This window comes from Cohnella panacarvi Gsoil 349, from assembly GCF_000515335.1.
Taxonomy (GTDB): domain Bacteria; phylum Bacillota; class Bacilli; order Paenibacillales; family Paenibacillaceae; genus Cohnella; species Cohnella panacarvi.
Map to the genome: position 1 here is coordinate 1,484,374 of NZ_KI911563.1, position 23,447 is coordinate 1,507,820.

Below are 23,447 nucleotides of genomic sequence, written 5' to 3' on the forward strand. Positions count from 1 at the left end.
CTTTCCGTAAAGGTAAACTTCATCGCTTCTCCCCCACACGTTCAGTTACTTCAACGTATGTAGGCGACGACTTGTCACATTCGTTAATTACGCCACACCCCTATCGATGGGCAGCTTCGAAAAATATTGCGCGAGGTCGTTCTTCTTCTGGATGAGCCGGTTTCTGCGCAAGCAGTACGAGAAAGTCGAGATCGTGTTCATCGCGCACCATACCGAGGCGAAAGAAGTGACCGAGGAGGAGTTCTTCACGCGCGGCGAGAGCGGCGGCACGATCTGCTCCTCCGCTTACGTGAAGGCGCTTGAAATCATCGACAGCCGTTATCCGCCTTCGCAATACAACATCTATCCGTTCCACTTCTCCGACGGCGACAACCTGACGAGCGATAACGAGCGGTGCGTCCGCCTCATTCAGGAGATGCTGAAGAAATCGAATATTTTCGGCTACGGGGAAGTCAATCAATACAACCGGTCGAGCACGCTGATGTCGGCTTACAAGCATCTGGAGCATCAGCAGTTCCTCTATTACGTGATCAAGGAAAAAGCGGAGATATACTCGGCGCTCAAGACGTTCTTCAAGAAACGCGAAGCGGCGGGTTAAAGCGAATAAGCGATCGTCTCCCGAAGGGACGGTCGCTTTAACGATTAAGGGAGGCGATACGATTGTCTACGGTTCGAATCCTACGCAGCATTGCCGCCGGTTTGATCCTGGCGATCCTCGTCATCGGCCTGCTGCCGTTCCTGCTCGTCTTCTTCATGGCGGACGCGAGCGGCCTGGCCGATATGGCGGACACGACTCCGATCTACACGCTCGTGAACAAGTTCATCGACTGGGGAAAAGCGGGGCGGTGACAAAAAAAAGCGACCGATCCGCGTGTTGTCGGTCGCTTTCTACTCGCTCTTATGCGCAAGCATGTAATGCAGAATCGTTACCGGCTCTTGCTGCAAACTCGCAGACTCGTCATTCCGATACCGATCCAACATAACCCCGCAGGCCAATAGGCGAATCCGGCGGCCAACTCCCACCAAAAGCTCTCGTCGGAATGATTGGCCATCCATTCTCCGCCGACAAACAAAGCGAGCGTAAATACGACTGTAGCGAATAATAGGCGCGCAAGCCGCCGATATTGCGCATTGCCCTTAAGCGACCAACCCCACGACATCATTCCGATCATCAATAGCAGATGGGAAAATAAAAACAAATACCAGCCCCCTATTCCAATATCCCCGTTCCATTCTTGCTGGGCATCGATAACGTTATTGGATACGATATCCCGTAATCGAAGCTGTCGAAGCCGAGCCAAGTGTCGTTGCGATTATAAGTCGTGCTGCCGTGCGTCATCGCGAAAGCCGCGCCGAAGAATAGATAAAGCAATCCTCCGGCAATACCCGCCCATGCCGTGCTTATACGATGCATAATCAAAACCTCCCGCAAGAGTCGATATCCGAATCTTACAGGAGGCAATTGAATTTTTAACGAACGCCGTATGAAGAAAATAAGAAGATCTCAACGAGATCCGATCAGAACATTATCTATTCAAGGATGTTCGGGCTAACTCATACAAGCTTTTCCCTGATTCTCTCTCGATAAAATCAACCAAATCTTTGCCTCTTAATCCTTCTTTTAAAATATACTGACTCGTTTCCTTATTAATCCCCAACTGGCCTATCGTGTGATAGAAGCTGAATAGAATCTCTTTGTTATTCCCGCGAGTATGACGACCATATCCAGATACTACGCTCCGTCTCTTCGGTTCTGCAATCTTCTTTTCACTGTACTTATATACCTTCGCATAAACGGAAGGCACTTCGAATCTTTTCGCAATGCATACTCTATGATTTGCATTTGCTATTCTATATTGACCATTATATTCCTCCAACACGATTTCATCATACCAATGTTCAATGTCCGGTTGTACATACTCATTGTTATTGAAGCGATTGTATATATCCATACAACGTTCGAATTTTTTGCACTCCTCCATCAATCCGATCGATTCCGCAGATGCCACAAACATCTCATGCTCGCTGAAAAAAACATACTCGTTATCACGATGTCCATTCAATAGGTTAAGCGTCTGAAAAATCCCTTTTATCCTGCATCGGTTTCCATCCCCGCCGGATCTAAAGGGATACAGGATATGGGATGTATCCACCCACTTAAACTCTATCGAATCATTTGTATAGTCGTGCTCGCCTTGAGAAGGATTGAATACTGGAGTTCTTTGGGTATACAAGGTCTTTGCCTCATCGACGATCTCTATTGAATCTCTCTTGTTTACTATATTTATTGTGATCATGACTTTTTGCTTTTCGAATAACCATTTATCGACCAATCTACAATAGAGCAAACGAAAGATCAAACCTATTGTAGGTTTTTCCCGCTTCCTATAATCAAGCTTGTTGATTGCTCTATCCATCCTGCTAAAGAACTTCTGATCCTTCTTCATATAAATGCCAGGTAGAAATTCATTGTAATGATCTTCCGACCCGCTCTGTTCCAAAAAACGATCAATCTCATAAGATCCAAAGAACAAACCGTTAAACTTAATTGCTATGTTGCTGCCTTCCTTTTGTTCATAGACATATCTAATCGTTTGCTCGCCCATACAACGCCTCCAGAACATGACCTCGTTACGATCGTAACGCAGCAAGTAGAATTTCGAGAAATAAACCTCGTTCTAGCCCAGACGACCGCTACCGGCGGCAAGAGACGCGAGGCGGAGGAGTAAAGTCGATAGAGCGATCTCGGAGCAGTAGCAATACTACTTCAACCGTAAAAAGCATAGAAAAACCCGAGCGCGCTTTGGAGAAGCATGCGCTCGGGTTTTTCGTCCTGAAGCCTGGAAAGCTATTGCTGGGTCAGCCTGACGTCGTCGATATGAAGCGTCGTGCCGCCGGGGGAGTTCACGTAGAAGCCGACGTCGACGACTCCCGAGGTGACGAAGATGTTATCGATGCTGATATACTTCCATACCCCGTCGTTGGCCATATTGTAATATTGCGCGGAGCCGCCGTAATTCGATATCTCCGCGCGCGGTCGTCGGCGTCGCGTTGTTCAGCCGAACCCACGCCTCGAACTTGTAGTTGGCGTTATTGGTCGGCACGCTCACCTGCTGGTGGATGCTTTGCTGATAAGCGCCGGGCGCGTAGAAGTACGCCCGCTGCATGCCGGTCCAAGCCGTCTCCGGCGGATTCAACGCCACCCCGCCGTCAATGCCGTAAGCAACGCTCTGTCCTCCCGGATGCCACTCGGTCCTTTGCAGTTCTTGATTGGCGTTAATTTATCGCTCGCATCTTCGACTCTTCCCTCGCCTTCATCAATTTTATCCTCGCGACAGCGGTCGACACCCTCCGCAACCCGAATTCGCTAAAATATAGGCGGATAGCGAATTTATGGAGCCGATAAGGAGAGGGAGAGTTTATGCAAATCAAGAAAAAGAGCGACATCTCGTCGATTCTGGACAACTTCGAGAAGATAGCGAGCTGGGACGATGCAGGCGGCAAATCTTACATCGTATTCGAGGATCGGAGCCGAGGCGGTCAATGGACGCTGATGAAGTATGCGGGCGGCGAGCGCTACAGCATTCACGGGCTTGGAACGGACTATCACGACGACGAGGAACAATTCTTCGAAGATTCTACCGGCGTCGTCGCCTTTTTGTGGGACAACCGTGCCGTGTATAACGCCGCCGTTAGGAAGATCACGCAAGAGGCAGCGGCAAGCGCGGAGTAGGCGGATTGGAAGACAGAACGGCTATTAGGCGAAATAACAACCATCTGCATTTATTTCACTCGACAATCGCGTAAATGCAAAAATAACAACAATTCGTAGTTATTTAGCGTAATAATCGGCCAACCGGCACGAGCACACGTAAAAAACTATCGTTTTGTTGTTATTTTGCCTTTGCGGAGGTGTTGCGTTGAAATATCTATCGATTCGTAGTTACTTCGACGTTCGACGGTCCTTTACATCGATATCCCCTTCGCTCAGGAGGGCAATACTCGTAACCGTAACTCGGTCCCGCCGCGCTATTCCGCTCATCGAGTCATTTCGAACCCCAGTAACGCGGTCTCGCCGCGCTATTCCGCTCATCGAGTCATTGCAACTCGGTCCCGCCGCGCTATAACGTTCGCGTGCACCCCTGTACGCTCCCCTGAGCGAAGGGGATATCGTTATAAAGACGCACAAAAGCTCGCCCGACGGAGGGCGAGCTTCTAGAACCAACGCGGCTTACGGTGACGATCCAAGCGGGAAGGCCGATCCTGAGGTTCCGGAACCGGAGGCATCTCCGGCAGCGCGAGCACGACGGGCTGGGGTTCCTCGTGCATTCGCTCGAGCCTCTCAAGACGGCCTTTTAGCTCGCGCATCTCGCGCTGCAAATCGTGAACCGTCTGCTCCCAATAGTGAAAAGCTTGTTCGATTAACCGCCGACCCGCTTCCGCGTCGTTCGCGTCGACGGGCTCGATTACCCCTTGTTCCTCTTGCACCCGAATCTCCTCCCGCGCGTATTCTCATAGTCTGAGAATATCATAATTCCCTTTTGCGAGAATCGTATTCGACAAAGGTTCTAACGATTCTTCAAATCTTTCAACACTTAGGCGAGCGGCGGCGGGAAACCGGGATTATCTCTTTCCAACGCTGCGGCATAGGCAGGATCGGCTTTCGCGAGTTCTCGATAATAGCTTCCGATCACGTGGTTGGCGGACACTGACCCGTTGTTGAATTGGAGCGGAATCCCCTCATTGACGTGCATGTAATGATAGGTCGTCTCTTTTCTCGGAGGCTTATAGGTTTGCGGTGGCAGTAACGGTACGGCGTCCAATAGATTGTATACGCGGCAGCTCATTTTCACCCGCTCCCGATAAGCGTGCGCGAACTCCGGATCGCCGACCCGAGGCGCTCCGAACGTATAGACGACGGGATGCGCATACCCGGCATTCTTCTTCATGTCCATCGCGCTGAGCGTAGCGAGCGCTCCTCCCAAGCTGTGGCCGGTGATGAACAATCTTTTTTCCGAGGACGACTGCTTCTTCAACGCAGGAACAATAGCGGGACGAGCGGAATAATAGATGTTCGAAATGCCGCGATGAGTCAACCCGGCATCCTTAACGCATTTGTATTTCTCTTGGCTGGCGATCGCATCCGAAATCCAATCGGTCGTAGAGCTCGTGCCCCGAAAAGCAAGGATAAGACGATTGTCCGACTCCAGGATAAAACCGAACCGCTCCCATTTGCCTCCGAACGACTTCGCCTCGAAAGCTTCAGCGACTCGGTAGCCTTGCGGAACGATGAATCCTCCGTCGGCATCCTCGAACTGCGCATACGTCTGGCTGCACACGGCCGCCAAGAACATCGCCATCCGGTTATCGTAGCTGTTACTGCGCAAATGCACCACCTCCGCCCTTCTTCCTAATTTATTAAGGAAGAAGAAGATAGGTGCCTAACGGTTGCCGCCTGAGGCGCCAATCCCGCTCCCCCTGAGCGAGGGGACATCGGGTTTAGCGGCACCGTATGCCGCTATTCAGCCTGTCACGCGGATTCACCGGGTTTAGCGGCACTGCATGCCGCTATTCAGTCTGTCACGCGGATTCCACGCGTTTAGCGGCACTGCATGCCGCTATTCAGCCTGTCCCGCGATTTCCCCGGGTTTAGCGGCACTGTATGCCGCTATTCAGCCTGTCACGCGGATTCACCGGGTTTAGCGGCACTGTATGCCGCTATTCAGCCTGTCCCGCGGATTCACCGGGTTTAGCGGCACTGCATGCCGCTAAGCCCCCCCTGAGCGAAGGGGATATCGATGTAACGACGTAAAAAAGGGACAAAGCTTCTTCCGCTTCGTCCCTGCCCGCGTACGTCTACGTCTATTCGCTTTTCGCCGTCGTGCGTTTCTGCCGGCTGCGCTCGTCGGCGGCGATCAGCCTCGTCATATCGTCGATAAACTGCTCGTCCGACGGGGCGGCGTTAATTTTACCGTCCGGGAACCGAATGCCTTTGCGCACCCAATTGTTCGTCGATTCGTTGAGCACGAATCCGATCGACATTAAATGTTGGCGGCGCGCGTCCTTGAATTCGCGAGGCTGGGTTGCCGGCTTTGCGCTTTCCGTCGTCGCCGTAACGCCGGGAATATCGTAGTCGTCGTCATCGTCGTCGCTAGGGGGCTTTTCTTTCGTAAGCGGCTTCTTAGGCTTCGGCCCCTTCAGCCAGCGCAGGTCATAGCGCATTTGCGGCGTAATGACGTAGACGGATTGGCCTTTAATGTCTTCTTTGCGAATTTCGTTGTAAAGCTCTTTCCGATTTTTGAACGCTTCGAGAATGAGCCGGATTTGCTCTTTCTCGAGATCGATCGGAACGACCTCGTTGCCCGGCATATACACGTCGCACATGACTTGCCGGAATAGAAATTCGCCGAACGTGGAATCGAAATAATTCGTGAAGCTGACGCTTACCGTCTTTTTGTTAACCGTAATGATCTGATTCAACCCATAATCCTCCCGTAAACCTCATTCCTTCCATTGTAGCAGGAACGCGACCTTTTTCAAAACGAAAGTGCGAGAGCTTCATCCTTTTGGCAGGAATTAACCGAAACCGCGTGGAAGTATCGAAGATTGCCATTAACTCGAATGAAGCAGGTGCTCGCGTGACGACTTTCTACCAGTTAAATACGATCTTCTTAAGCATGATCATGGAAGCGATCCCGTTCGTTCTCGTCGGGGTGCTGATTGCCGGTCTCATCCAATCGTTCGTCACCGAGCAATGGATCGCGCGCGTCATGCCTAAGAACCGCGTGCTGTCATCGCTCCTTGGATGCAGCGTCGGCGTCTTCTTCCCCTCTTGCGAATGTGGAATCGTCCCCATTACCCGCCGCTTGCTGAATAAAGGCGTGCCGCTCAACGCAGGCATCGCCTTCATGCTGACCGGGCCCATCGTCAATCCGATCGTCGTATTCTCTACCTTCATCGCTTTCGGCAACGATTGGACGATGGCAGCCATTCGCGCCGGTATGGCATTCGCGGTTGCGCTCGCCGTTTCGCTAACGATCGCTTTGCTGTTTCCGACGCTTCCTCTTCGCCACGCCAACCACTTTCAGCATGCGACAGCGGAGACAGCGGCAACTTCGGAAACACCGGCCCATCATCTCGTTGCCGTCGGTCGTCCTGCATGGTACGCAAGAATCTACTCCGTGCTTCTGCACAGCATCGACGAGTTTTTCTCCGTCGGCAAATATTTGGTGCTTGGCGCGTTCATCGCGGCCAGCATGCAGACGTTCGTTCCGACATCGACGCTGCTTCATCTCGGCAGCAACCCTGTGACCGCGACGCTCATCATGATGGCTTTGGCGTTCGTCATGTCGCTCTGCTCGGAAGCCGATGCGTTCATCGCGTCGTCGTTCCGCTCAACGTTCTCTACCGGCGCGCTGTCCGCTTTTCTCGTATTCGGACCGATGATCGACATTAAAAACACGCTCATGCTGCTCGGTACGTTCCGAACGAAATTCGTGATCGTACTCATATCGCTCGTCGCCTTGTTCACCTTAGTCGGAGCGCTTATCGTAGGGAGGGTTTGGGGATGATTCGTTTCTACATTATGTTCGGCTTCGCCTTCATGTTTCTGTTGATTCGCTGGGACGGCAAGCTGAATATGTACATCAATACGAAATACGCCTATTTGTCCACGATCGCCATCGGCATGCTACTGCTGCTTAGCTTAGTTGAGGGACTTCGAATGTATTTACTGGAGCGGGCTGCGGAGAAAAAGGCCGAGCAACTACAGGAGCGCAACGATTCCGAGCACGAGCACGAGCATGAACACGACCGCGGCCATGGACTTCACGACCACGATCATGCACATGACCACTCGCACGACCACGACCACGACCACGACCACGACCACGACCACGGGCACTCGCACGCATCTCCTTACCGCTGGAAGCGCGTCGTCGGCTACTTGATTCTCGCTTTTCCGATTATTACGGGGATCTTCCTTCCCGTACAGACGCTCGATTCGAGCTTCGTCAAGGCGAAAGGCTTCTCTTTCCCGGGCATGGACGAATCGTTCTCGGACAAAAACCCCGGCAACCATCAGTTCCTAAGACCGGATTCCAGCGTGTTCTACTCGAAGGAAAATTACAATAAGGTCAAAGACAAGGAATTGTCCGAGTTCGCCAGCCTCGACGAGATCGCGCTTCGCGACGACAACTATATGAAGGGCATGGAAGTCATCTATAACAATCCCGGCCTGTTCATGAACAAGACCATTTCGTTCACCGGTTTTGCCTACAAAGGCGAACAGGTCGACGGCGAGCATTACTTCCTGTTCCGATTCGGCTTCATCCATTGCGCGGCGGATTCCGGCGTGTTCGGCATGCTCGTTGATTTCCCTAAGGGGACGAAGCTCAGCGACGACGATTGGGTCGAAGTAACCGGCACCCTCACCTCGGAGCTCTATCAACCGTTCAAGCAGACGATTCCGGTGCTCAAGGCAACCCGCTTCAAACCGATCGAACAGCCGAAAGACCCGTACGTCTATCGCAACTTCTGAACATGCCTACGTTCTACTTGAAACAAACACCGCTTCCGGATGCGGATGGCTTAGAAAATCATGGTGGGATATTGCCCATCCGTAAGCGCCCGCCAATACGAACAGGACGACGTCCCCGCTTCGAAGCAGCGGGACCCGCACGTCGTCGGACAGCACGTCTTTGGGCGTGCATAGCTGACCGACGATCGTTACGGGTTCGTCCGCAACCGCGGGGCGTTCGAACGGATACGGCCATGAATCGACGGGAACGACCCGATAAGGGTGATTGTGCTTCCACGATGCCGGCAGACGGAACTGGTGCGTCCCTCCCCGTATAATCGCGTACGCGCGCCCGTGATTCTTTTTGACGTCGATGACCTCTGCGGCGTATACGCCGCAGAACGCCGTCAAATAACGTCCGCATTCGAAATCGATTCGCGGCGGCTCCTTCCCTTCCCGCAACCGGTTTTCTCCCAGCAGATTCAGCCCTACTGCGAACTTCTCCCAATCGAATTGCGGAACGGTTTCGCTATAGGAAACCCCGATTCCTCCGCCCGCGTTAAGGATAGAACCGGCAAATCCGTGCTTCGCGTTCCACTCTTCCATCTTGCGCAAGTAGAAAGAGATCAGCGCCAGGTGGTCGTCCGCGCTAAGCTGATTGGAGAGGGAGTGCAAATGGAATCCCGCCATACGAAGCATGGGCAAGCGCCCAAGGCATTCGGCGACGGACGCCAGATCGGACTCCTCCATTCCGAACTGCGTCGGCTTGCCGGCCATTAGCAGCGTAGCGGAAGGCAGATCCCATTGCACGTTGACGCGGAGCAGAATCGTCGCCTCGCGCCCCTCCTCCTCCGCGATTCGCCCGAGCCGTCGCAATTCGTGCAAGCTTTCGACATGGATGCGCTCTACGCCTAATCTGATTGCCTCCCTCAGTTCGCCATCGGTCTTGCCCGGCCCCCCGAAGATGATCGGAACGTCGCCATCGACCGCGAACGCCTTCCTCGCCTCGCCGATCGACGCCGTTTCGAAGCCGTGAACGTACGGCCGGATCGCGCGAAGCAAGACGTCCTCGCTGTTCGCCTTCATCGCGTAGTACATCCGGCAGAACGCGGGAAGCCGGGCGACGGTATTCCCGGCATGCTGTCGCAGCGCATCCAGATCGTATACGTAAGCGTTAAGCGGAGCGTCCGGTTCGCGAACGGACATGCGTTCGATCGCCCATCGTTCGGCCGAGTTCGCCGCATGGGTTAACGGATTTGCGATCCTCATCGAACCGACTCCCCTTCCTCCGAGCGCGCATCTACGCCGATAGGCTGGCCGCCGCGTATCGCGGCAGACAAAGGATTCGGAACGGCATGCTCGCGGCCTTCGCCCTCCCCGCGGATCTTACGCGCCGTAAGTTGACCGACGCTAACCGTAGGCGCTCCAAGATCGAATAGCTCGTACCGCTCCTTCCATTCCGGATAACAGCTCCGGTAAGCGAGCTCCCGGCTTGCGACCATGTTCCAGAATATCGATTCGTCGAGATCGAACGCTTCCTCGAACAGCAGGGCGATCTCGTGAAGCTGAATATGCATGAATCCGTCCAACCAATAATCCCGCACTTCCGCCGGCGAATCCGTCATAATCGGATGGGTGTCGCCGGGTTTCACGTCAAGCGGCGGAATCTCGGGCCGGTTGCGGAACATGCCCCCGTCCTCCATGCAGCGGATACCGCCCGGCAGATCGCGAAGCGCGATCCGTTCCGGCCAACCTTCGCGATGGATAAGGACCATATTCTGACCATGCGCCTCCAAGCCGATCCCGTAAGCGTACAAAAGGTGAAGCTGAGGATCCATCGTCACCTCCAGCAGCCTCGCGAGCCACTCCCTTACGCCGTATCGTTGCAGCCAGTCTTGCACGATAGGCTTGCCGCCGCTCTCCCGATGGGTGACGTACGTATACGGAACCGCTCGCTCTCCGGCTGCGAGCATCGGTTCTATGCTTTCGCGGAACACGGCGGAGGCGGCCCCGTTCAGCAGCCGTCCCAACGGCTCCGGCAGCCGGTCGTACCGGAGCGCCGCACCTGCGGTCTCGCGCAGAACGACGACCCGACATTCGCGTTGCAGGTAATCGTCCTGCCGGACAATGCCGTCAAGCCATTCGGAGATGACGGGGGCGTTGCGGATATGATGAGCGCCGATAACCCTTAACGCCGATGTGTTCAGCAGGTTCATCGCCGTTTTTACGTACGGCTTCGCCGGGTCGGTCCCGTTGGCAAGCGTCCGAATCGATTGCAGCGGACGGTATCGCTCCTCGCCTGCGCCTAAAGGCACAATCGCGTTCTCCGCCGTCAATGCGGCCGTGTCGGCTGCCAGCTTGAACCGCCACTGCCAAGGATGAACGGGCATGAACTCGTAATGCTCGGGAACGTACCCGCTTTCGCGCAATTTCCGCCGGAACCGCTCGATCTGACCTGTCCCGATCACTTGCTCGATGAATATTCCGTAATCCAGATCGGACAGAGTGCGGGTTTCAAGCCACTCCCGTTGCACGGCGAGCCAATGCAGGCCGAAGCTAGGATTGAATTCAGGCGCGTAGTTCAAATGGTCGTCTAACGTAAATCCGATTCTTGACTTGTAACAAGGGTGATAGGGATGGGCGAAGCTCATCTTCCCTTCCCAATAGGTTAAGCTATCTACGTCGTCAATGCCGTTATCCGGCCTCTGCAGCCACGAGTGGAGCGCGTCGTTCACGATCGTATGCTCCATCTCTTGAGCGAACGCCGCGAGCCGATCGGGCGTTGCCTCCGGATCATGGGCAACCAGCTCCTCCAACAGCTCCGCCATGGAGCAGGGGATGGCTTCGTCCGCCCAGTCTCCCTGTTCGGACCGCTCGATCTGCCGTCTCAATCCGGACTCGATACGTATACGCCCGAAGCCTGCCGTACGTCTTGCCTTGAACAGATAGCGGACACGAACCTCTTGGCGGGTCGACCCTTCGATCGCCCATTGCCGCCGGTCTGACGATTCCTCCGCGATCGGCCGAATCGCTACCAACTGTTCGTGAACCAGAGATTCGAATAGCTGCCTGCGCACGCGTTCCCGCGCCGCGTCGGCTTCGCCGGATTTCAGGAACAAACGCCACGATTCGGAATCCAGCAGCCCGTTGTTCATCGCCATCCCTCCCCATCTATCGTCGTCCCGTTGAGCGGATTCGGAATATCGCCGTATACGGGACGTTCGCCGCGCCCTTGAAATCCGCTGATCAAATTCGCCTTGGCGGGCAGCCCCTTCCGATCGAGCAACCGACGAGTCCAATATTGCAGCCGCTCCGAACCGTACGATGCCCGGTCCGCGAGCGACGTTGCCGTCAAGGCCCACAATCGCCGTTCCTCGGCCCCGGACGACCGGGACACCGCCGCGAGCATATGGCCCCAGTGATTCGTCACATTGTAATACAGCAACCTCATCCAAGCCTCCTCTTCTTCGTAGAGAACCGGGCTCGCCGATTCGATGACGGTGCCCATGCATCGCCTAGCGAACGCCGAGCCCCGAGACACGCTCATCCCCTCCATGTCCCTGGCCAGACAACCGGCAGGGAACCCGCCTTCGATCCGAATGAGCGCGTTCTGCACGTGCGCCTCCAAGCTAATCCCATAGTCCGCGAACAGTTGCAGTACAGGCGATAAATACGTATCCGCATAACGCCGCACCCATTCCTCCGCGTCCGGCGCATGGCGCGGCAGCCGCGGCGACGCCTCATTCTCGTCTTCGAGCAAGGAAGCCGCGACGTGCCAATCCTCGGATTCCGCACGGAATATCGGCGAAGCGTCGCGGAACAGAACGGTCGTCTCCGCCTGCAGCCCGGGCCCTCTAAGAGAGAGGAACCCGTATTCGGGCATGACGTCGAACCGTCCGCGTTCGAACGTCCGCTTCGCTTCTTCCCAGACGCAAGCGGCATCCAAGGAACGCCGTCTTTGCTCCTCGTCGTTCGTCCTGATGAAATTCGTAATTCTCACATGGAGCGGCAATTTCAAATAATACGGGCGAGCGTTCGACCATACGGTGCGAACCGACGAAGTCGGGTGCCACGGTTCGCCTAGATCGCCAAGAACGATCAGCTTTCCTTCGTCGATTCCGCTCCTGACCGAATCCAGCGAACGCAAATAATCGGATTGCCATGGATGACAGGGCAGTAACCGATAGCCCTCGCTTAGCAGGCGCTTCTCTTCCGTCGAGGCGAGCGTTGTCCTCTCCCATTCGAGCCAATTGTCCTTCAATTGTCCCGCTTCCGCGCCAGGCAGCCACCGTTCCTCCAGCCAATCCGGGTGTACGGCCCAATAAGCCAGCGGGAAGCTTGCCCCTAGTTCCGGAGCGTATCGGGTCAAATCCTCTACGGAGAATCCTTCCGAGCTTTTGGGAGCCGGGTGGAACGGATGACCGAACAGCAGCGACTGCTCCGACCGCAGTAGCGTATTCGCCGCAGACAGACCGTCCCGCGCGCATAGCAAGCGCCTATCGGCTGCTTGCAAATACGCTTCCGTCTTCGAGATGCTGTTGAGCGCCCGCTCCCGCAACCGAGCGACTCGCTCGCCGATATCCGGTAGCCCCTGCTCGGAGGCGGCAATCTCGGCAAGCAGCCAATCGATCGTTTCGATTCCCGAGAGCTCAACCGGCTTGCTCCCCGCGGCGATCGATCCCCGAATCGGAAATCGATACCGGTGATGTCCGGCGGCGGACAAATATTGAAAGGACAAATAAAGCGTGCGGTTCGTAACCGGTAGCTTGATCTCCCCGTCCGAACGTCCGTGTTCGGGAAACTGTCCGGATTCCCGGAGATACGCGTTCAGCCATCTGACGACCAAAGCTTGTTCGGCCGCCAGAGCGTTCCTATACGGTTCATGAACCGGAAATGCTGGATTCATTCGAGTTTCCGCCTTTCTTGCGAGTTAATATGCGATTTCGGCTTCGTACGTTCAAGCTGCTTGCCGAACCTGCCGCCGCGAGGGGGATCAAGCCGACGGCCGCGACGGCGAGGGAGGGATCGGCAATACCGCGCAGAGCCGCGGGAATGAAAGAACCGGCGAATTGCCCGAAGACAAGCACGCTGTTCGCGGTTCCGATCCGGACGCCGAGACTATCCTGACCGCTTTCCCGCGTTATCGCCCTAAGCACGAACGGGGAAATCGCCGACGAATAGAAACCCTGAATCGCCCGACAAGGCAATAGCATCGCATAGACCGGCGACGCCGCCTGAAGCCCTATCGTCAGCACACCCATCAGCGAAGCCAGGCGGATCATCGTCTTGCCTTCGCGTTGGTCCGACCGTGTGCCCCAGTACCTTGAACCGATCAGCGCACCGAACCCTCCCGCCGCTTCATGCATTCCGATTAGCGCTGCCGTTCCCGAGCCGCCCCCGAACCGTTCGCTTACGGTTAGCGGAAACAGCACGGCCAAGGCAGCCGTCATCCCTCTCGTCAGCGATCCCGCCGTCAGCATCACCCGCAATTCCTTCATTCGCCAGAATACGGCCAGCGTGGCGGCGATTCCAGGCTCCCCCCTCCTGTCCCGCTTCCGTGCGGACGCATTCCGTCCCTTCGGAAGCCAGCAGGCGGAGGCACAAGCACACGACGCCGCCAAGGAGGCGGTTAATATCAGCATGGATGCTTCACCCGCCAAGGACATCGCTAATCCGCCGAGCAGAGGTCCGCCCAGCGAGCCCGCGAGCGAAGCTTGCTGGTAGATGCCTATAGCTTCGCCTCTCCTGTCCGGAGGAACCGATGCGGCAATCCAGCTAAGGCTCGCGTCCGAAATGCCTCCGAGCGCTCCTTGAAGCAGCCGAAACAGAAGGAACGCTGCGGCGTTCGTCGACAAGGACATTCCGATCATGCATGCGGCAAGTCCGGAAAGCGCCCGGACGACCGACCACTTTCTGTCCATTCTGTCGCTAAGCTTCCCCCATAGCGGGGTCGTCAGCATGTACGCAAGCGAAGGTCCGGCCATGGCCAACGACGCCCAGAGCACAACCGAGCCTCCGTCATCCGTCAACCGAGCCATGTGCAGGCCGATGAACGGAGTCGTCCCGGTCAAACCGAGCGATACCGAGAATTGGCCTGCCCAGAGGATCGACAGATGTTTTTTCCAAGTTATTGCGGACTCACTCATATAGCGGCAGCCGCAGCCCTATCCCCTTGTCCCTTGCCAGCTCGTATAATCGATAAGCGCAGGCGATATCCTCGATCGCCATTCCCATCGGGTTAAGCACGATCGTCTCGTCCGGAGACTCCCTCCCGGGCTTCCGGCCCGCAACGATTTCGCCCAGCTCGGCGTGCAAGCCGTCCCGGGAAAACCGGCCTTCGAGCACGAGTTGGTTCAACACCTTCTTCTCCCTGTTCGCTTGTTCCCAATCGTCCACGACGACTTTGTCGGCTTTCAAGAACACGTCCTTATGCAAATCCATGATCGACACGTTGCTGACGAACGCTCCGCGTCGCAGCCATTCGAAAGGGATATAAGGCCGATCGGCGACGGTACAGGTTACGACGACTTCCCCATTGCGCACGGCGGCTTCCGCAGAAGCCTCTACCTGCACGGCAACGTTCGGATAACGTGCCTGCAACCACGCGCCCATCCGCCTAGCCGATTCGTCGCTGACGTCGTATAGATAGACTCGGGATAACGAAGGGCAGCACTCGATCAAGCTCTGCGCCTGACGCTGCGCGATCAACCCGCATCCGACGAACGCCGCATCGCTGAACCCTTCCCTCGCCAACAACTTCGCGCCGACGACCGTTACCGCGGCCGTGCGCATGCTGCTGATCAGCGACGCCTCGAGCACCGCGATCGGGTAATTCGTCGACGGATCGTTCAACACGATGAGTCCGCTTGCCCGCTCCATCCCTCGCTTCGCCGGATTATCGTGCTTGCTGCCAATCCACTTCAGGCCGGAGATGCCGAACCCGCCTCCGACATAGGATGGCATCGCGATGATGCGGTCCGCGATATGTCCGGGTTCGCCGTTCTCGTCCAAGATCCGCAAGTAAGGCTTTAGAGGCTGAACGAACTTTCCTTCGGCGTGAAGGGCTAACGTCCGCTCGATGACCTCCGCGTATAACGCGGGCGATTCCCCGCCGGCTTCCGCCAAATTTCCGCGGCTCAAATACAACAACTCTGGCCCGGTCCCAACTTCCCGATCCTTGACCGACATCATTCGATCTCCCTTTCTCTTACCGATTCAAGCCAATCGTCGTCGTATACAAGATCCATATAACGTTCGCCCCTGTCCGGCAGCAACGTCACGATGCGCGTAGGCCGGTCCAGCTCGGGAATGAGCCTGCGTATCGCGGCCACGACCGATCCGGAAGAGCCGCCTGCGAAGATGCCCTCCGTTCGGACGAGCTCCCGGCATGTCAATGCCGACTCGTAATCGCCGACGTGTATGACCCTGTCGATTTCCGCGCGGTTCAGGAGCTCCGGCACCCTGCTCGCGCCGATGCCGGGCAAGCGGCGATTGCCTGCCGGGGCGCCTTCGAAAATAATCGACCCGACGGCGTCGACGCCGACGACTTGCAAGTTCGGGAATTTTTCTCTCAATCTGCGGCTTGTTCCCATAATGCTGCCGGAAGTACTCACTCCCGCGACCAATAGATCCAATCGATCCATCGATTCTGCGATTTCGTCGCCCGCGCCGTAATAGTGGGCTTTCCAGTTGCTTTCGTTCGCGTATTGATTAATCCAATAGCCGAAAGGAATTTCGATCAGCAACTGCCGGACTTTCTCTATCCGGGTATGCAAGTAGCCTCCTTGCGCGTCTTTCTCCGTAACCATCGCGATGCGGGCGCCCATCTGCTTCATGATTTTCAAATTCGTGCTGCTGATGTTCGGGTCGACGACGCACGTAACCTCCAACCCGTACAGCCTTCCGATCATCGCCAGCGCGATGCCGAGATTGCCGGAAGTGCTCTCGATCAAGTGGCTTCGTTCGTGCAAAATGCCTTGCTTCCACGCCTCCTCCACGATATGGCGCGCGGGACGATCCTTCATGCTTCCTCCCGGGTTCATCATTTCCAGCTTGGCGTATACTTCGGCGAGTCCCCCTTCCGGAAAAAGACGACTCAAGCGAACGAGCGGCGTACGGCCGATGCAGTCCATCAAAGAGGCGTGGCAACGAACGGAACCCGAATCCGGCTTCGTCGCGGTCGATAATCCGGCATTAAACACAAAAATCCCTCCCAACGGTTACGATTGTTACTCGATACGCGATAATGATAATCATTATCACTAACAAGACAATCGTAACGCCGTTGACAGGGAACTGTAAATTATTCGATCGAATGATTTATGTTCTCCGCGAGAAGTACTCCGCTCGCTTGCTCTTCGTTCAATTTACCCTGAAGCTCGTACAGAAAATCAAGTCCGGTCGATCGGAGTCCGTAAGCACGCTTGATGTTCTGGATGTGCTTTTTCACCGTGTTATCCGTGATGTAGAGCTGGCCGGCGATTTTGCGGATCGAGTGATGTTTGCACAGCAACAAGGCGATCTCGAGCTGTCTTCCGCTTAGGGTATGCCTGACCGGCTCAGAGGCTTTCTTCTGCTCTTGTTCGTCGACCGCACGGCTTTCCCATGAAAAGGTCACGATCGCATGACCGTCCATAACCGTCAATTTGTCGATGATGAGCTGTTGCAGTTCCGCCATCACGGACGGGCATTCTCTCGCGGCGGTCTCGCATTCTACGATCAAGCGCTGCTTCGACTTCATTAGTACACCCCCTTTCACTCTGCAATGAAATAAGGAAGGCCGCCTCACCTCGCCAGCGGCCCTCCTAGGAGCGTTAACTATTTCGATTCCGCCATGTACTTGAACAGATCGTCCACCACTTTATTAGCCGCTTGTACGCCAAGCCCGCTAAGCCAAGTCTCCGCGTCTACCTCGTGAACTTTATTGTTCTTGACCGCATCGAGGTTTTTCCACAACGTGTTGTTCTCCAGCTTCGACTTAAGCAAATGATCGGTGTCGCGCGTGAACCAAAGAATGACGTCTCCTCCCAGGTCCGCAATCTGCTCTTCCGTCGCTTCCTTGGAAAATTCGTCCGCCTTCTGGGAATCCGGACGCGGCAGTCCGGCATCCTCGATAATGATGCCGCTGAACGACTGCCTTAAGTAAATGCGGACGTGATCCGCGCGCGGCCGCAGAATGGACACATCGGTAGTCGCCAGGGAATCTCCCATCGCGCCCTTGAACTCTTCGAGCCGCGCCGTATAATCCGCTAGAAGCTTGTCTCCTTCCGCCGGCTTGCCGATCGCCTGCGCTTGCAGCTTCAAATTCTCTTTCCAAGTGTAGCCGAGCGTATCCACGAATACGGTCGGAGCGATCTGTTCCAACTTATCGTAAATCGCTTCATGCGTATCCTTGCTGCCGAGTATAACGTCCGGCTTGAGCGAAGAGATCGTCTCCAGGTTCGGCTCGTCGATCGTTCCGATATTCGTTATGCCGTCCGTCTGGGCCGTCAAATACGCCGGAAACGGATTATCGAGCTGCACCGTAGGCGCGCCGACCGGTTTAACGCCGAGAGCGAGCACATTGTCCAATGCTCCGTTGTCCAGAACGACGACGCGACTCGGCACGCCGTCGATCGTCGCTTCTCCCATCGCATGCTTGACGACGATGGTCTCGGATGTTGCAGCGGCGGCGGACTCGCTCGGCGCGGCAGCCGATGTGGCGGGGCTTGCCGCTTCGGGCGATCCCGCGTTATTGTTGTTTCCGCTCGTAGAGCAACCCGCCGCGATCAGGACCAACGCCAGTCCCAAAACGAGCAGCGGCAGCCGTATTCTTCTTTCTTTCATTGACACTCCACTCCCCCGATGGTAGGATAATTATGGCAAACTAACTGATAATGATTCTCATTTTCTTTGCCACTGATTAGTATATTTACTTTGTAAATTGATGTCAATTGCATTTTATTATTATATTTTTGGAGAAATCATGAACAAACAAGTTTGGCTTTCCGTTGCCGGCTTGCTGGCATTAGCCGCCTTATTCCTGGCCGAGCTGTCTACAGGTTCGCTGCTCATCTCGTTCACAACCGTATGGTCCTCCCTCTGGGGAGACCGGGCGACGGACGATCACTGGGTCGTCGCCACCATCCGCCTCCCGAGGGCATGCATCGCGATGGCGGTCGGAGCCGGAATGGCCGTCGCCGGGGCCTGCCTTCAGTCGCTGACCCGCAATTCGCTGGCTTCGCCCGAGCTGCTAGGCGTGAACCAAGGGGCTGCCATGGCTATCGTGATCGCGATGTTCGCCATGCCCGGTTCCGCTTTATGGCTGTACAACCTATCCGCTTTCGCCGGGGGCTGCTTAGCGGCTTCCTTCATCTTCGCTCTCGGCACCGCGGGGCGCCGGGCGCTGAATCCGATGCGCTTCATCTTGGCCGGAACGGCCATCTCCATGTTCATTCATTCGCTGACGCAAGGCGTTCTCGTCCTGAACGAGCGGACGGTCGACGAAATGCGTTTCTGGCTTGCCGGTTCGGTTACGGGCCGAGGCATGGAGCCTTTATTGCAGACTTTGCCTGTAATCGTGTCGGGGCTCATCTGTACGCTGTTGCTCGGCAAGCGCATGAACGTCCTGCAGATGGGGGACGAAGTGGCTGCCGGGCTAGGGAACAACATCCGCGCGAGCAAGGCGATGCTGTTCTTCGTCTCCGCGCTGCTGGCTTCCGCATGCGTTACGTTAGCGGGACCGATCGCTTTCATCGGGCTTGCGGCGCCGCACCTCGTCCGTTCGTTCGCGGGGAGCGATTATCGCTGGATCGTCCTTCATTCCATCTGGTTCGGCGCGGTTCTGCTGCTCGCGGCCGATATCGCGGGCAAGCTGATCCGGCATCCGGGCGAGGTGCCTGTCGGCATCATGACGATTCTGTTCGGCGCTCCGTTCTTCATCTATGCGGCGCGCAAGAAAGAGGAACCCGCATGACGAGCGCATCCCGCAACCTTCTCGTTTATGCCGTGCTGTTGCCGCTAACGCTGCTGCTGTTGCTATTGCAGATCGGTACCGGCGAATATGCGATCTCGATCGGAGATACGTTCGCTACGCTGTTCGGTTATGGAACCGGCGAATACGACTTCGTTATCCGTACTCTTCGCGTCCCGCGAGCCTTGATCGGCTGGATGGCCGGAGCCAGTCTGGCCGTATCCGGAACGCTGCTTCAAGGCATCACGCGCAACCCGCTTGCTTCTCCCGGCGTCGTCGGCCTCAACGCGGGCGCCGGATTAGCCGCCGTCGTCGTCATCGTCTGGCTCGACGTCAGCCGAGACTGGCTGCCGGCATTCGCTTTCGCGGGGGCGTTAATCGTCGCCGCGCTCAGTTATGCGCTCGCCTGGCGTAAGGGCGTCTCGACGATTCGCATGGTGCTGATCGGGATCGGCATCGCGTTCGTATGCGACGCCGTCATCTCTATCGCGTTGCTTGACGGCAATATCCGCAAAGTCAACCAAGCGACGATCTGGATGGTCGGAAGCTTGTACGAACGAAGCTGGGAGCATTTCTGGCCGCTGTTGCCTTGGGTCGTCGTCTTCCTTCCGCTCGCTTGGCTCAGTGCCCGTACGCTCGATGTGCTAGGACTCGGCGACGTAACGTCGACCGGACTCGGCAACCGGATTCACCGAAGCAGAACTTGGCTGCTGTTCATCGCCGTCGCGCTGGCCGGATCGACGGTCGCCACCGTCGGCACGATCGGCTTCGTCGGGCTGATGGCGCCTCACTTGGCGAGGCGGATCGTCGGAACGAGACACCGGACGCTCATTCCGATCGCCGCGATGCTCGGCGGAATCATCGTGCTCGCCGCGGATTTCGCCGGCCGAACGCTGATGGCCCCAACCGAAATCCCTTGCGGACTGTTAACCGCGATACTCGGCGGCCCTTATATGGTCTACCTGCTTCTGCGCGATCCGAAGTAAAGGAGCAGCTTCCGGTTACAACGCAACAACCCCTTCCGCTACCGGAAGGGGTTTCGTATAGCATTCATTGATTATCGGCCGACCAGCACGAACGCGTTGCCGTCCGGCACTTCCAAGGAACGTTCAATATCGACGGTATGAATGCAGACGCATTCCAGCTTTCTGAACATAAGCTCACCTCTTCACGATCGGAACCCAGACTTCGCAGCGGTAATCGTCGGCGTTCACGTCGCCTTCCGGATACGACTCGAACTCCGGTCCTCCGGCATGCTCGTAACCCGTCGCCGGGAACCATTCCTGGAAGACTCTCGTCCATACGTCTTGAATCGCGTGCGGCATCGGTCCGATCGACGTGAACACGGCCCATGTGTGCGCGGGAATCTCCCTAACGGCGAACCCCTCGGGCGCTTCGACTCCCGCCCTATTCTCTACGGCGATCATGTACGTGAACGTGCAGTTCTCCATCGCCATGTCCATGCAGATGCCAAGCGTGGCATCTGCTCCGCCCGCTAGGGAGATCAGGTCGTCGACCATGCCGTTCTGATTGCTCTCCTGCCAGAACCGCGGAATTTCCCGCGAGTTCTCGCCATCCGCGGAAGTCGTTTCAATCGCTTTGCCGATCACTTTGAACGCCTTCTTCTCGACGATTCTATAATCCATATCCTTGTCCCCTTTGAGAGAAATATGGAACGATATGCGGGGGATCGCTTTCAAGCTGGCGCCGGGCTTGCGGGCATCCGACGGCGCGATGCCGTGCAGCTTGCGGAACGCTTTCGCGAACGACTCGGGAGAGTCGTAGCCGTATTTCAGCGCGATATCGACCACCTTGGACGAAGAGCTCGTGAGCTCTTGGGCCGCCAACGTCAGCTTGCGTTTGCGTACGTATTCCCCTACCGTCATCCCGGTCAGCATACCGAACATTCTTTGAAAATGAAACGGGGACGAATACGCGGCCTTGGCAATTGCGTCGATATCGAGCGGCTTCTTCATCGTTCGCTCCATGGCGTCGATCGCGTCGCTCATCCGGGTTAGCCATTCCACACGCATAACCTCCTATGGACTAATCGTAACATCGGGAACGAACGATAACCTGATCTTCCGTGCTCTCGTTGGATAGGTCGGTTTGCGGATTCGATTCCTTAAGTGTGTGCCCGAATCACTTCCAGGAACGCTTGTCCGTACTTGGCAAGCTTGGCCTCTCCAATCCCTTTGACGCCCCTCATCGCGCTCTCCGTTCGCGGTTTCACGCGGCACATCTCCTGAAGCACGGCATCGTGGAAAATAACGAACGGAGGCAGCCGCTCGCCGTCCGCGATCCGTTTGCGCAGTTGCCGGAGCGCATCGAACAGCGCCGGATCTTCCGAGTATCCGCGCGAGCCCGCTCCTCCGCCAGTACGCGATCCCCGCGACCTGCCGCCGCTTCCTCCGCGAGCCAGCTCGGGCGGAAGCTCCCGTTCGACCCGGCGGAACACGCGCTCGCCTTGCTCGATCACATCCCGAACGCGTTCGGTGAATTGCACGACCGGATACTGGCTGTCCGTCAGCCGCAAATACCCGTCGCCGACAAGCGACTGGATCAACTGCACGATCGCTTTTTCCGTCTGCCCGCTCAGCTTGCCGTAATACGCCAAGCTATCGAAGCCGAACTGCCGGAGCTTGGCGTCATTGGCGCCCCGCAGCACTTTGGCGACCATCGTGACGCCGAAGCGCTGGCGCATCTTGTGAATGCACCCGAACACCAGCTTCGCCTCGTCCGTCACGTCGAGCATCTCCCGGTCGTCCGTGCAGTTGCCGCAGCGTCCGCAAGGCTCCCCGTTCTCCTCGCCGAAATACCGCACGATCGCCAGCTGCAAGCAGTCGCCCGTATGGGCGTACTGCACCATCTCGTTCAGCAGCCGGTAATCGTTGCGCTTACGCTCCTCGTCCGCCTCGCTCTGCTCGATGAAGAACTTCTGCGTCACGACGTCCTGCGGCGAGAACAGCAGCACGCAGTCGCCCGGCTCTCCGTCGCGCCCCGCGCGTCCGGCTTCCTGATAATACGCCTCAAGGTTCTTCGGCATGTTGTGGTGAATGACGAACCGGACGTTGGACTTGTCGATTCCCATCCCGAACGCGTTCGTCGCCACGATGACCTGCACGTCGTCCCGCTGGAACGCATCCTGCGTACGCGCGCGCTCCTCCTCGGGCAATCCGGCGTGGTACTTGCCCGCCGCGATGCCAAGCCCGTTCAACCAAGCGTGGCAGCTATCGACTTCGCGCCTGGTAGACGCATAGATAATACCCGCCTGACCTGGCCGCTCCCGCAGAAAATGGCTCATATACTGCCGCTTGTCCGCTCCGCGGACGACTGACAACGTCAGATTGTCGCGGGCGTACCCCGTCGTTACCCGCACCGGATCGCTTAGCTTCAATCGCTCGACGATATCGTCCTTCACGACGTCGGTCGCCGTTGCCGTGAATGCCGCCATAATCGGACGCGACTCGATGTCGCGCAGCAGCCGGACGATCGTCATATAGCTCGGCCGGAAATCGTGCCCCCACTGGGATACGCAGTGCGCCTCGTCCACCGCGATGAGCGGCACTTCAAGCTTGCGCACGAGCGCTCGAAAATGCTCCGACTCGAGCCTCTCCGGAGCGATATAGAGCAGCTTGTAACGTCCCGCAGCCACTTGCCGCATGCGCTCGTTCGTCTCCGCGAGCGATAACGAGCTGTTAATGTAGGTCGCCGGAATCCCGGTCTCGTTCAGCGCGTCGACCTGGTCCTTCATCAGCGAGATGAGCGGCGAGACGACAAGCGTTACGCCCGGCAGCAGCACGGCCGGGATTTGATAACAGATCGATTTACCCGCGCCGGTCGGCATAATACCCAGCACGTCGCGGCCTTGCAGCATCGCCTCGATCAGCGTGCGCTGACCGCCGCGGAACGCGTCATAACCATAATAAGTGCGAAGCGCCTGCAAGGCGTCTTTGAAATCTGCGTTCATCCCATTCG

General features: G+C 56.6%; 23 protein-coding genes and 1 pseudogene. 7 read left to right on the forward strand and 17 right to left on the reverse strand.

What is annotated here, in order from left to right:
- Nucleotides 1–103 precede the first annotated feature (103 nt).
- Nucleotides 104–598, forward strand: a pseudogene (locus COHPA_RS0107165) (DUF444 family protein); the annotation flags it as partial.
- A gap of 62 nt (nt 599–660) precedes the next feature.
- Nucleotides 661–849: a hypothetical protein gene (locus COHPA_RS0107170; RefSeq protein ID WP_027085515.1), complete on the forward strand. Its 189-nt coding sequence runs from the start codon at nt 661–663 to the stop codon at nt 847–849.
- A gap of 77 nt (nt 850–926) precedes the next feature.
- Here the strand turns inward: COHPA_RS0107170 and COHPA_RS0107175 are convergent, their stop codons facing one another.
- The 4 genes from COHPA_RS0107175 to COHPA_RS25480 form a co-directional block, all read right to left on the reverse strand.
- Nucleotides 927–1,199 (reverse strand): hypothetical protein, encoded by a 273-nt coding sequence (locus COHPA_RS0107175; protein WP_027085516.1) that lies wholly within the window; start codon nt 1,197–1,199, stop codon nt 927–929.
- Nucleotides 1,200–1,210: 11 nt separating this feature from the next.
- The gene (locus tag COHPA_RS0107180) at nt 1,211–1,414 is read right to left on the reverse strand and encodes a hypothetical protein (protein ID WP_027085517.1); all 204 of its coding nucleotides are present in this window, start codon (nt 1,412–1,414) and stop codon (nt 1,211–1,213) included.
- A gap of 112 nt (nt 1,415–1,526) precedes the next feature.
- Nucleotides 1,527–2,606 carry a hypothetical protein gene (locus tag COHPA_RS0107185; protein WP_027085518.1) on the reverse strand — a complete coding sequence of 360 codons (1,080 nt, stop codon included), beginning with the start codon at nt 2,604–2,606 and terminating at the stop codon, nt 1,527–1,529.
- Between the two features lie 242 nt (nt 2,607–2,848).
- Nucleotides 2,849–2,989, reverse strand: coding sequence for a hypothetical protein (locus tag COHPA_RS25480; protein ID WP_156926610.1), 141 nt, complete (start codon nt 2,987–2,989; stop codon nt 2,849–2,851).
- A gap of 432 nt (nt 2,990–3,421) precedes the next feature.
- Between COHPA_RS25480 and COHPA_RS0107200 the strand changes: the two genes are divergently transcribed.
- A complete protein-coding gene (locus COHPA_RS0107200) occupies nt 3,422–3,733 on the forward strand; it encodes a hypothetical protein (protein ID WP_027085520.1) in 312 nt (103 codons plus the stop codon).
- Nucleotides 3,734–4,215: 482 nt separating this feature from the next.
- On the opposite strand, the gene COHPA_RS0107205 is transcribed toward COHPA_RS0107200, so the two are convergent.
- The 3 genes from COHPA_RS0107205 to COHPA_RS0107215 all read right to left on the reverse strand — a co-directional run bounded on the left by COHPA_RS0107205 (nt 4,216) and on the right by COHPA_RS0107215 (nt 6,480).
- Nucleotides 4,216–4,488, reverse strand: a complete 273-nt coding sequence (locus COHPA_RS0107205) for a hypothetical protein (RefSeq protein ID WP_027085521.1) — start codon at nt 4,486–4,488, stop codon at nt 4,216–4,218.
- Between the two features lie 107 nt (nt 4,489–4,595).
- Nucleotides 4,596–5,393, reverse strand: coding sequence for a lipase family protein (locus COHPA_RS0107210; protein ID WP_342667802.1), 798 nt, complete (start codon nt 5,391–5,393; stop codon nt 4,596–4,598).
- Between the two features lie 469 nt (nt 5,394–5,862).
- Nucleotides 5,863–6,480: a hypothetical protein gene (locus COHPA_RS0107215; protein WP_027085523.1), complete on the reverse strand. Its 618-nt coding sequence runs from the start codon at nt 6,478–6,480 to the stop codon at nt 5,863–5,865.
- Nucleotides 6,481–6,677: 197 nt separating this feature from the next.
- Here COHPA_RS0107215 and COHPA_RS0107220 point away from each other — a divergent pair, with 197 nt between their 5' ends.
- Together COHPA_RS0107220 and COHPA_RS0107225 are read left to right on the forward strand one after the other, a co-directional pair.
- Nucleotides 6,678–7,571 carry a permease gene (locus COHPA_RS0107220; protein WP_051421808.1) on the forward strand — a complete coding sequence of 298 codons (894 nt, stop codon included), beginning with the start codon at nt 6,678–6,680 and terminating at the stop codon, nt 7,569–7,571.
- Nucleotides 7,568–8,539 carry a TIGR03943 family putative permease subunit gene (locus COHPA_RS0107225; protein WP_027085525.1) on the forward strand — a complete coding sequence of 324 codons (972 nt, stop codon included), beginning with the start codon at nt 7,568–7,570 and terminating at the stop codon, nt 8,537–8,539. The genes COHPA_RS0107220 and COHPA_RS0107225 overlap by 4 nt, the downstream gene beginning before the upstream one ends.
- A 6-nt stretch (nt 8,540–8,545) precedes the next feature.
- On the opposite strand, the gene COHPA_RS0107230 is transcribed toward COHPA_RS0107225, so the two are convergent.
- The 8 genes from COHPA_RS0107230 to COHPA_RS0107265 form a co-directional block, all read right to left on the reverse strand.
- Nucleotides 8,546–9,787 (reverse strand): type III PLP-dependent enzyme, encoded by a 1,242-nt coding sequence (locus COHPA_RS0107230; RefSeq protein ID WP_027085526.1) that lies wholly within the window; start codon nt 9,785–9,787, stop codon nt 8,546–8,548.
- Nucleotides 9,784–11,673 carry an IucA/IucC family protein gene (locus tag COHPA_RS23110; protein ID WP_027085527.1) on the reverse strand — a complete coding sequence of 630 codons (1,890 nt, stop codon included), beginning with the start codon at nt 11,671–11,673 and terminating at the stop codon, nt 9,784–9,786. The genes COHPA_RS0107230 and COHPA_RS23110 overlap by 4 nt, the downstream gene beginning before the upstream one ends.
- Entirely contained in the window at nt 11,670–13,424 is a 1,755-nt protein-coding gene (locus COHPA_RS0107240; protein WP_027085528.1) for an IucA/IucC family protein, read from the reverse strand. The genes COHPA_RS23110 and COHPA_RS0107240 overlap by 4 nt, the downstream gene beginning before the upstream one ends.
- Nucleotides 13,399–14,664 carry an MFS transporter gene (locus COHPA_RS24265; RefSeq protein ID WP_027085529.1) on the reverse strand — a complete coding sequence of 422 codons (1,266 nt, stop codon included), beginning with the start codon at nt 14,662–14,664 and terminating at the stop codon, nt 13,399–13,401. The genes COHPA_RS0107240 and COHPA_RS24265 overlap by 26 nt, the downstream gene beginning before the upstream one ends.
- Complete coding sequence (sbnB, locus tag COHPA_RS0107250) at nt 14,657–15,706, reverse strand: 2,3-diaminopropionate biosynthesis protein SbnB (RefSeq protein WP_027085530.1); 1,050 nt, start codon at nt 15,704–15,706, stop codon at nt 14,657–14,659. Before sbnB ends, COHPA_RS24265 begins: the two co-directional genes overlap by 8 nt.
- Entirely contained in the window at nt 15,706–16,650 is a 945-nt protein-coding gene (sbnA, locus tag COHPA_RS0107255; protein WP_051421809.1) for a 2,3-diaminopropionate biosynthesis protein SbnA, read from the reverse strand. Before sbnA ends, sbnB begins: the two co-directional genes overlap by 1 nt.
- Nucleotides 16,651–16,820: 170 nt before the next feature.
- Nucleotides 16,821–17,258 carry a response regulator transcription factor gene (locus COHPA_RS0107260; RefSeq protein WP_027085532.1) on the reverse strand — a complete coding sequence of 146 codons (438 nt, stop codon included), beginning with the start codon at nt 17,256–17,258 and terminating at the stop codon, nt 16,821–16,823.
- Nucleotides 17,259–17,335: 77 nt separating this feature from the next.
- The gene (locus COHPA_RS0107265) at nt 17,336–18,343 is read right to left on the reverse strand and encodes an ABC transporter substrate-binding protein (protein ID WP_027085533.1); all 1,008 of its coding nucleotides are present in this window, start codon (nt 18,341–18,343) and stop codon (nt 17,336–17,338) included.
- 139 nt (nt 18,344–18,482) lie between these two features.
- Between COHPA_RS0107265 and COHPA_RS0107270 the strand changes: the two genes are divergently transcribed.
- Together COHPA_RS0107270 and COHPA_RS0107275 are read left to right on the forward strand one after the other, a co-directional pair.
- Nucleotides 18,483–19,472, forward strand: coding sequence for a FecCD family ABC transporter permease (locus tag COHPA_RS0107270; protein ID WP_027085534.1), 990 nt, complete (start codon nt 18,483–18,485; stop codon nt 19,470–19,472).
- Nucleotides 19,469–20,455 carry a FecCD family ABC transporter permease gene (locus COHPA_RS0107275; RefSeq protein WP_027085535.1) on the forward strand — a complete coding sequence of 329 codons (987 nt, stop codon included), beginning with the start codon at nt 19,469–19,471 and terminating at the stop codon, nt 20,453–20,455. The genes COHPA_RS0107270 and COHPA_RS0107275 overlap by 4 nt, the downstream gene beginning before the upstream one ends.
- 174 nt (nt 20,456–20,629) lie before the next feature.
- Here COHPA_RS0107275 and COHPA_RS0107285 read toward each other — a convergent pair whose 3' ends face one another.
- Both COHPA_RS0107285 and recQ read right to left on the reverse strand, forming a co-directional pair.
- A complete protein-coding gene (locus COHPA_RS0107285; protein WP_035119394.1) occupies nt 20,630–21,502 on the reverse strand; it encodes an AraC family transcriptional regulator in 873 nt (290 codons plus the stop codon).
- Between the two features lie 92 nt (nt 21,503–21,594).
- Nucleotides 21,595–23,439: a DNA helicase RecQ gene (gene recQ / locus COHPA_RS0107290; protein WP_027085537.1), complete on the reverse strand. Its 1,845-nt coding sequence runs from the start codon at nt 23,437–23,439 to the stop codon at nt 21,595–21,597.
- Nucleotides 23,440–23,447: the final 8 nt, after the last annotated feature.

Excerpts from the sequence above, each read along its gene's own strand:
- COHPA_RS0107180 (WP_027085517.1), bottom strand. The coding sequence starts at position 1,414 with ATGCATCGTATAAGCACGGCATGGGCGGGTATTGCCGGAGGATTGCTT.
- COHPA_RS0107185 (WP_027085518.1), bottom strand. The coding sequence starts at position 2,606 with ATGGGCGAGCAAACGATTAGATATGTCTATGAACAAAAGGAAGGCAGC.
- COHPA_RS25480 (WP_156926610.1), bottom strand. The coding sequence starts at position 2,989 with ATGGCCAACGACGGGGTATGGAAGTATATCAGCATCGATAACATCTTC.
- COHPA_RS0107200 (WP_027085520.1), top strand. The coding sequence starts at position 3,422 with ATGCAAATCAAGAAAAAGAGCGACATCTCGTCGATTCTGGACAACTTC.
- COHPA_RS0107220 (WP_051421808.1), top strand. The coding sequence starts at position 6,678 with ATGATCATGGAAGCGATCCCGTTCGTTCTCGTCGGGGTGCTGATTGCC.
- COHPA_RS0107225 (WP_027085525.1), top strand. The coding sequence starts at position 7,568 with ATGATTCGTTTCTACATTATGTTCGGCTTCGCCTTCATGTTTCTGTTG.
- COHPA_RS0107230 (WP_027085526.1), bottom strand. The coding sequence starts at position 9,787 with ATGAGGATCGCAAATCCGTTAACCCATGCGGCGAACTCGGCCGAACGA.
- COHPA_RS23110 (WP_027085527.1), bottom strand. The coding sequence starts at position 11,673 with ATGAACAACGGGCTGCTGGATTCCGAATCGTGGCGTTTGTTCCTGAAA.
- COHPA_RS0107240 (WP_027085528.1), bottom strand. The coding sequence starts at position 13,424 with ATGAATCCAGCATTTCCGGTTCATGAACCGTATAGGAACGCTCTGGCG.
- COHPA_RS24265 (WP_027085529.1), bottom strand. The coding sequence starts at position 14,664 with ATGAGTGAGTCCGCAATAACTTGGAAAAAACATCTGTCGATCCTCTGG.
- sbnB (WP_027085530.1), bottom strand. The coding sequence starts at position 15,706 with ATGTCGGTCAAGGATCGGGAAGTTGGGACCGGGCCAGAGTTGTTGTAT.
- sbnA (WP_051421809.1), bottom strand. The coding sequence starts at position 16,650 with ATGGACTGCATCGGCCGTACGCCGCTCGTTCGCTTGAGTCGTCTTTTT.
- COHPA_RS0107260 (WP_027085532.1), bottom strand. The coding sequence starts at position 17,258 with ATGAAGTCGAAGCAGCGCTTGATCGTAGAATGCGAGACCGCCGCGAGA.
- COHPA_RS0107265 (WP_027085533.1), bottom strand. The coding sequence starts at position 18,343 with ATGAAAGAAAGAAGAATACGGCTGCCGCTGCTCGTTTTGGGACTGGCG.
- COHPA_RS0107270 (WP_027085534.1), top strand. The coding sequence starts at position 18,483 with ATGAACAAACAAGTTTGGCTTTCCGTTGCCGGCTTGCTGGCATTAGCC.
- COHPA_RS0107275 (WP_027085535.1), top strand. The coding sequence starts at position 19,469 with ATGACGAGCGCATCCCGCAACCTTCTCGTTTATGCCGTGCTGTTGCCG.
- COHPA_RS0107285 (WP_035119394.1), bottom strand. The coding sequence starts at position 21,502 with ATGCGTGTGGAATGGCTAACCCGGATGAGCGACGCGATCGACGCCATG.
- recQ (WP_027085537.1), bottom strand. The coding sequence starts at position 23,439 with ATGAACGCAGATTTCAAAGACGCCTTGCAGGCGCTTCGCACTTATTAT.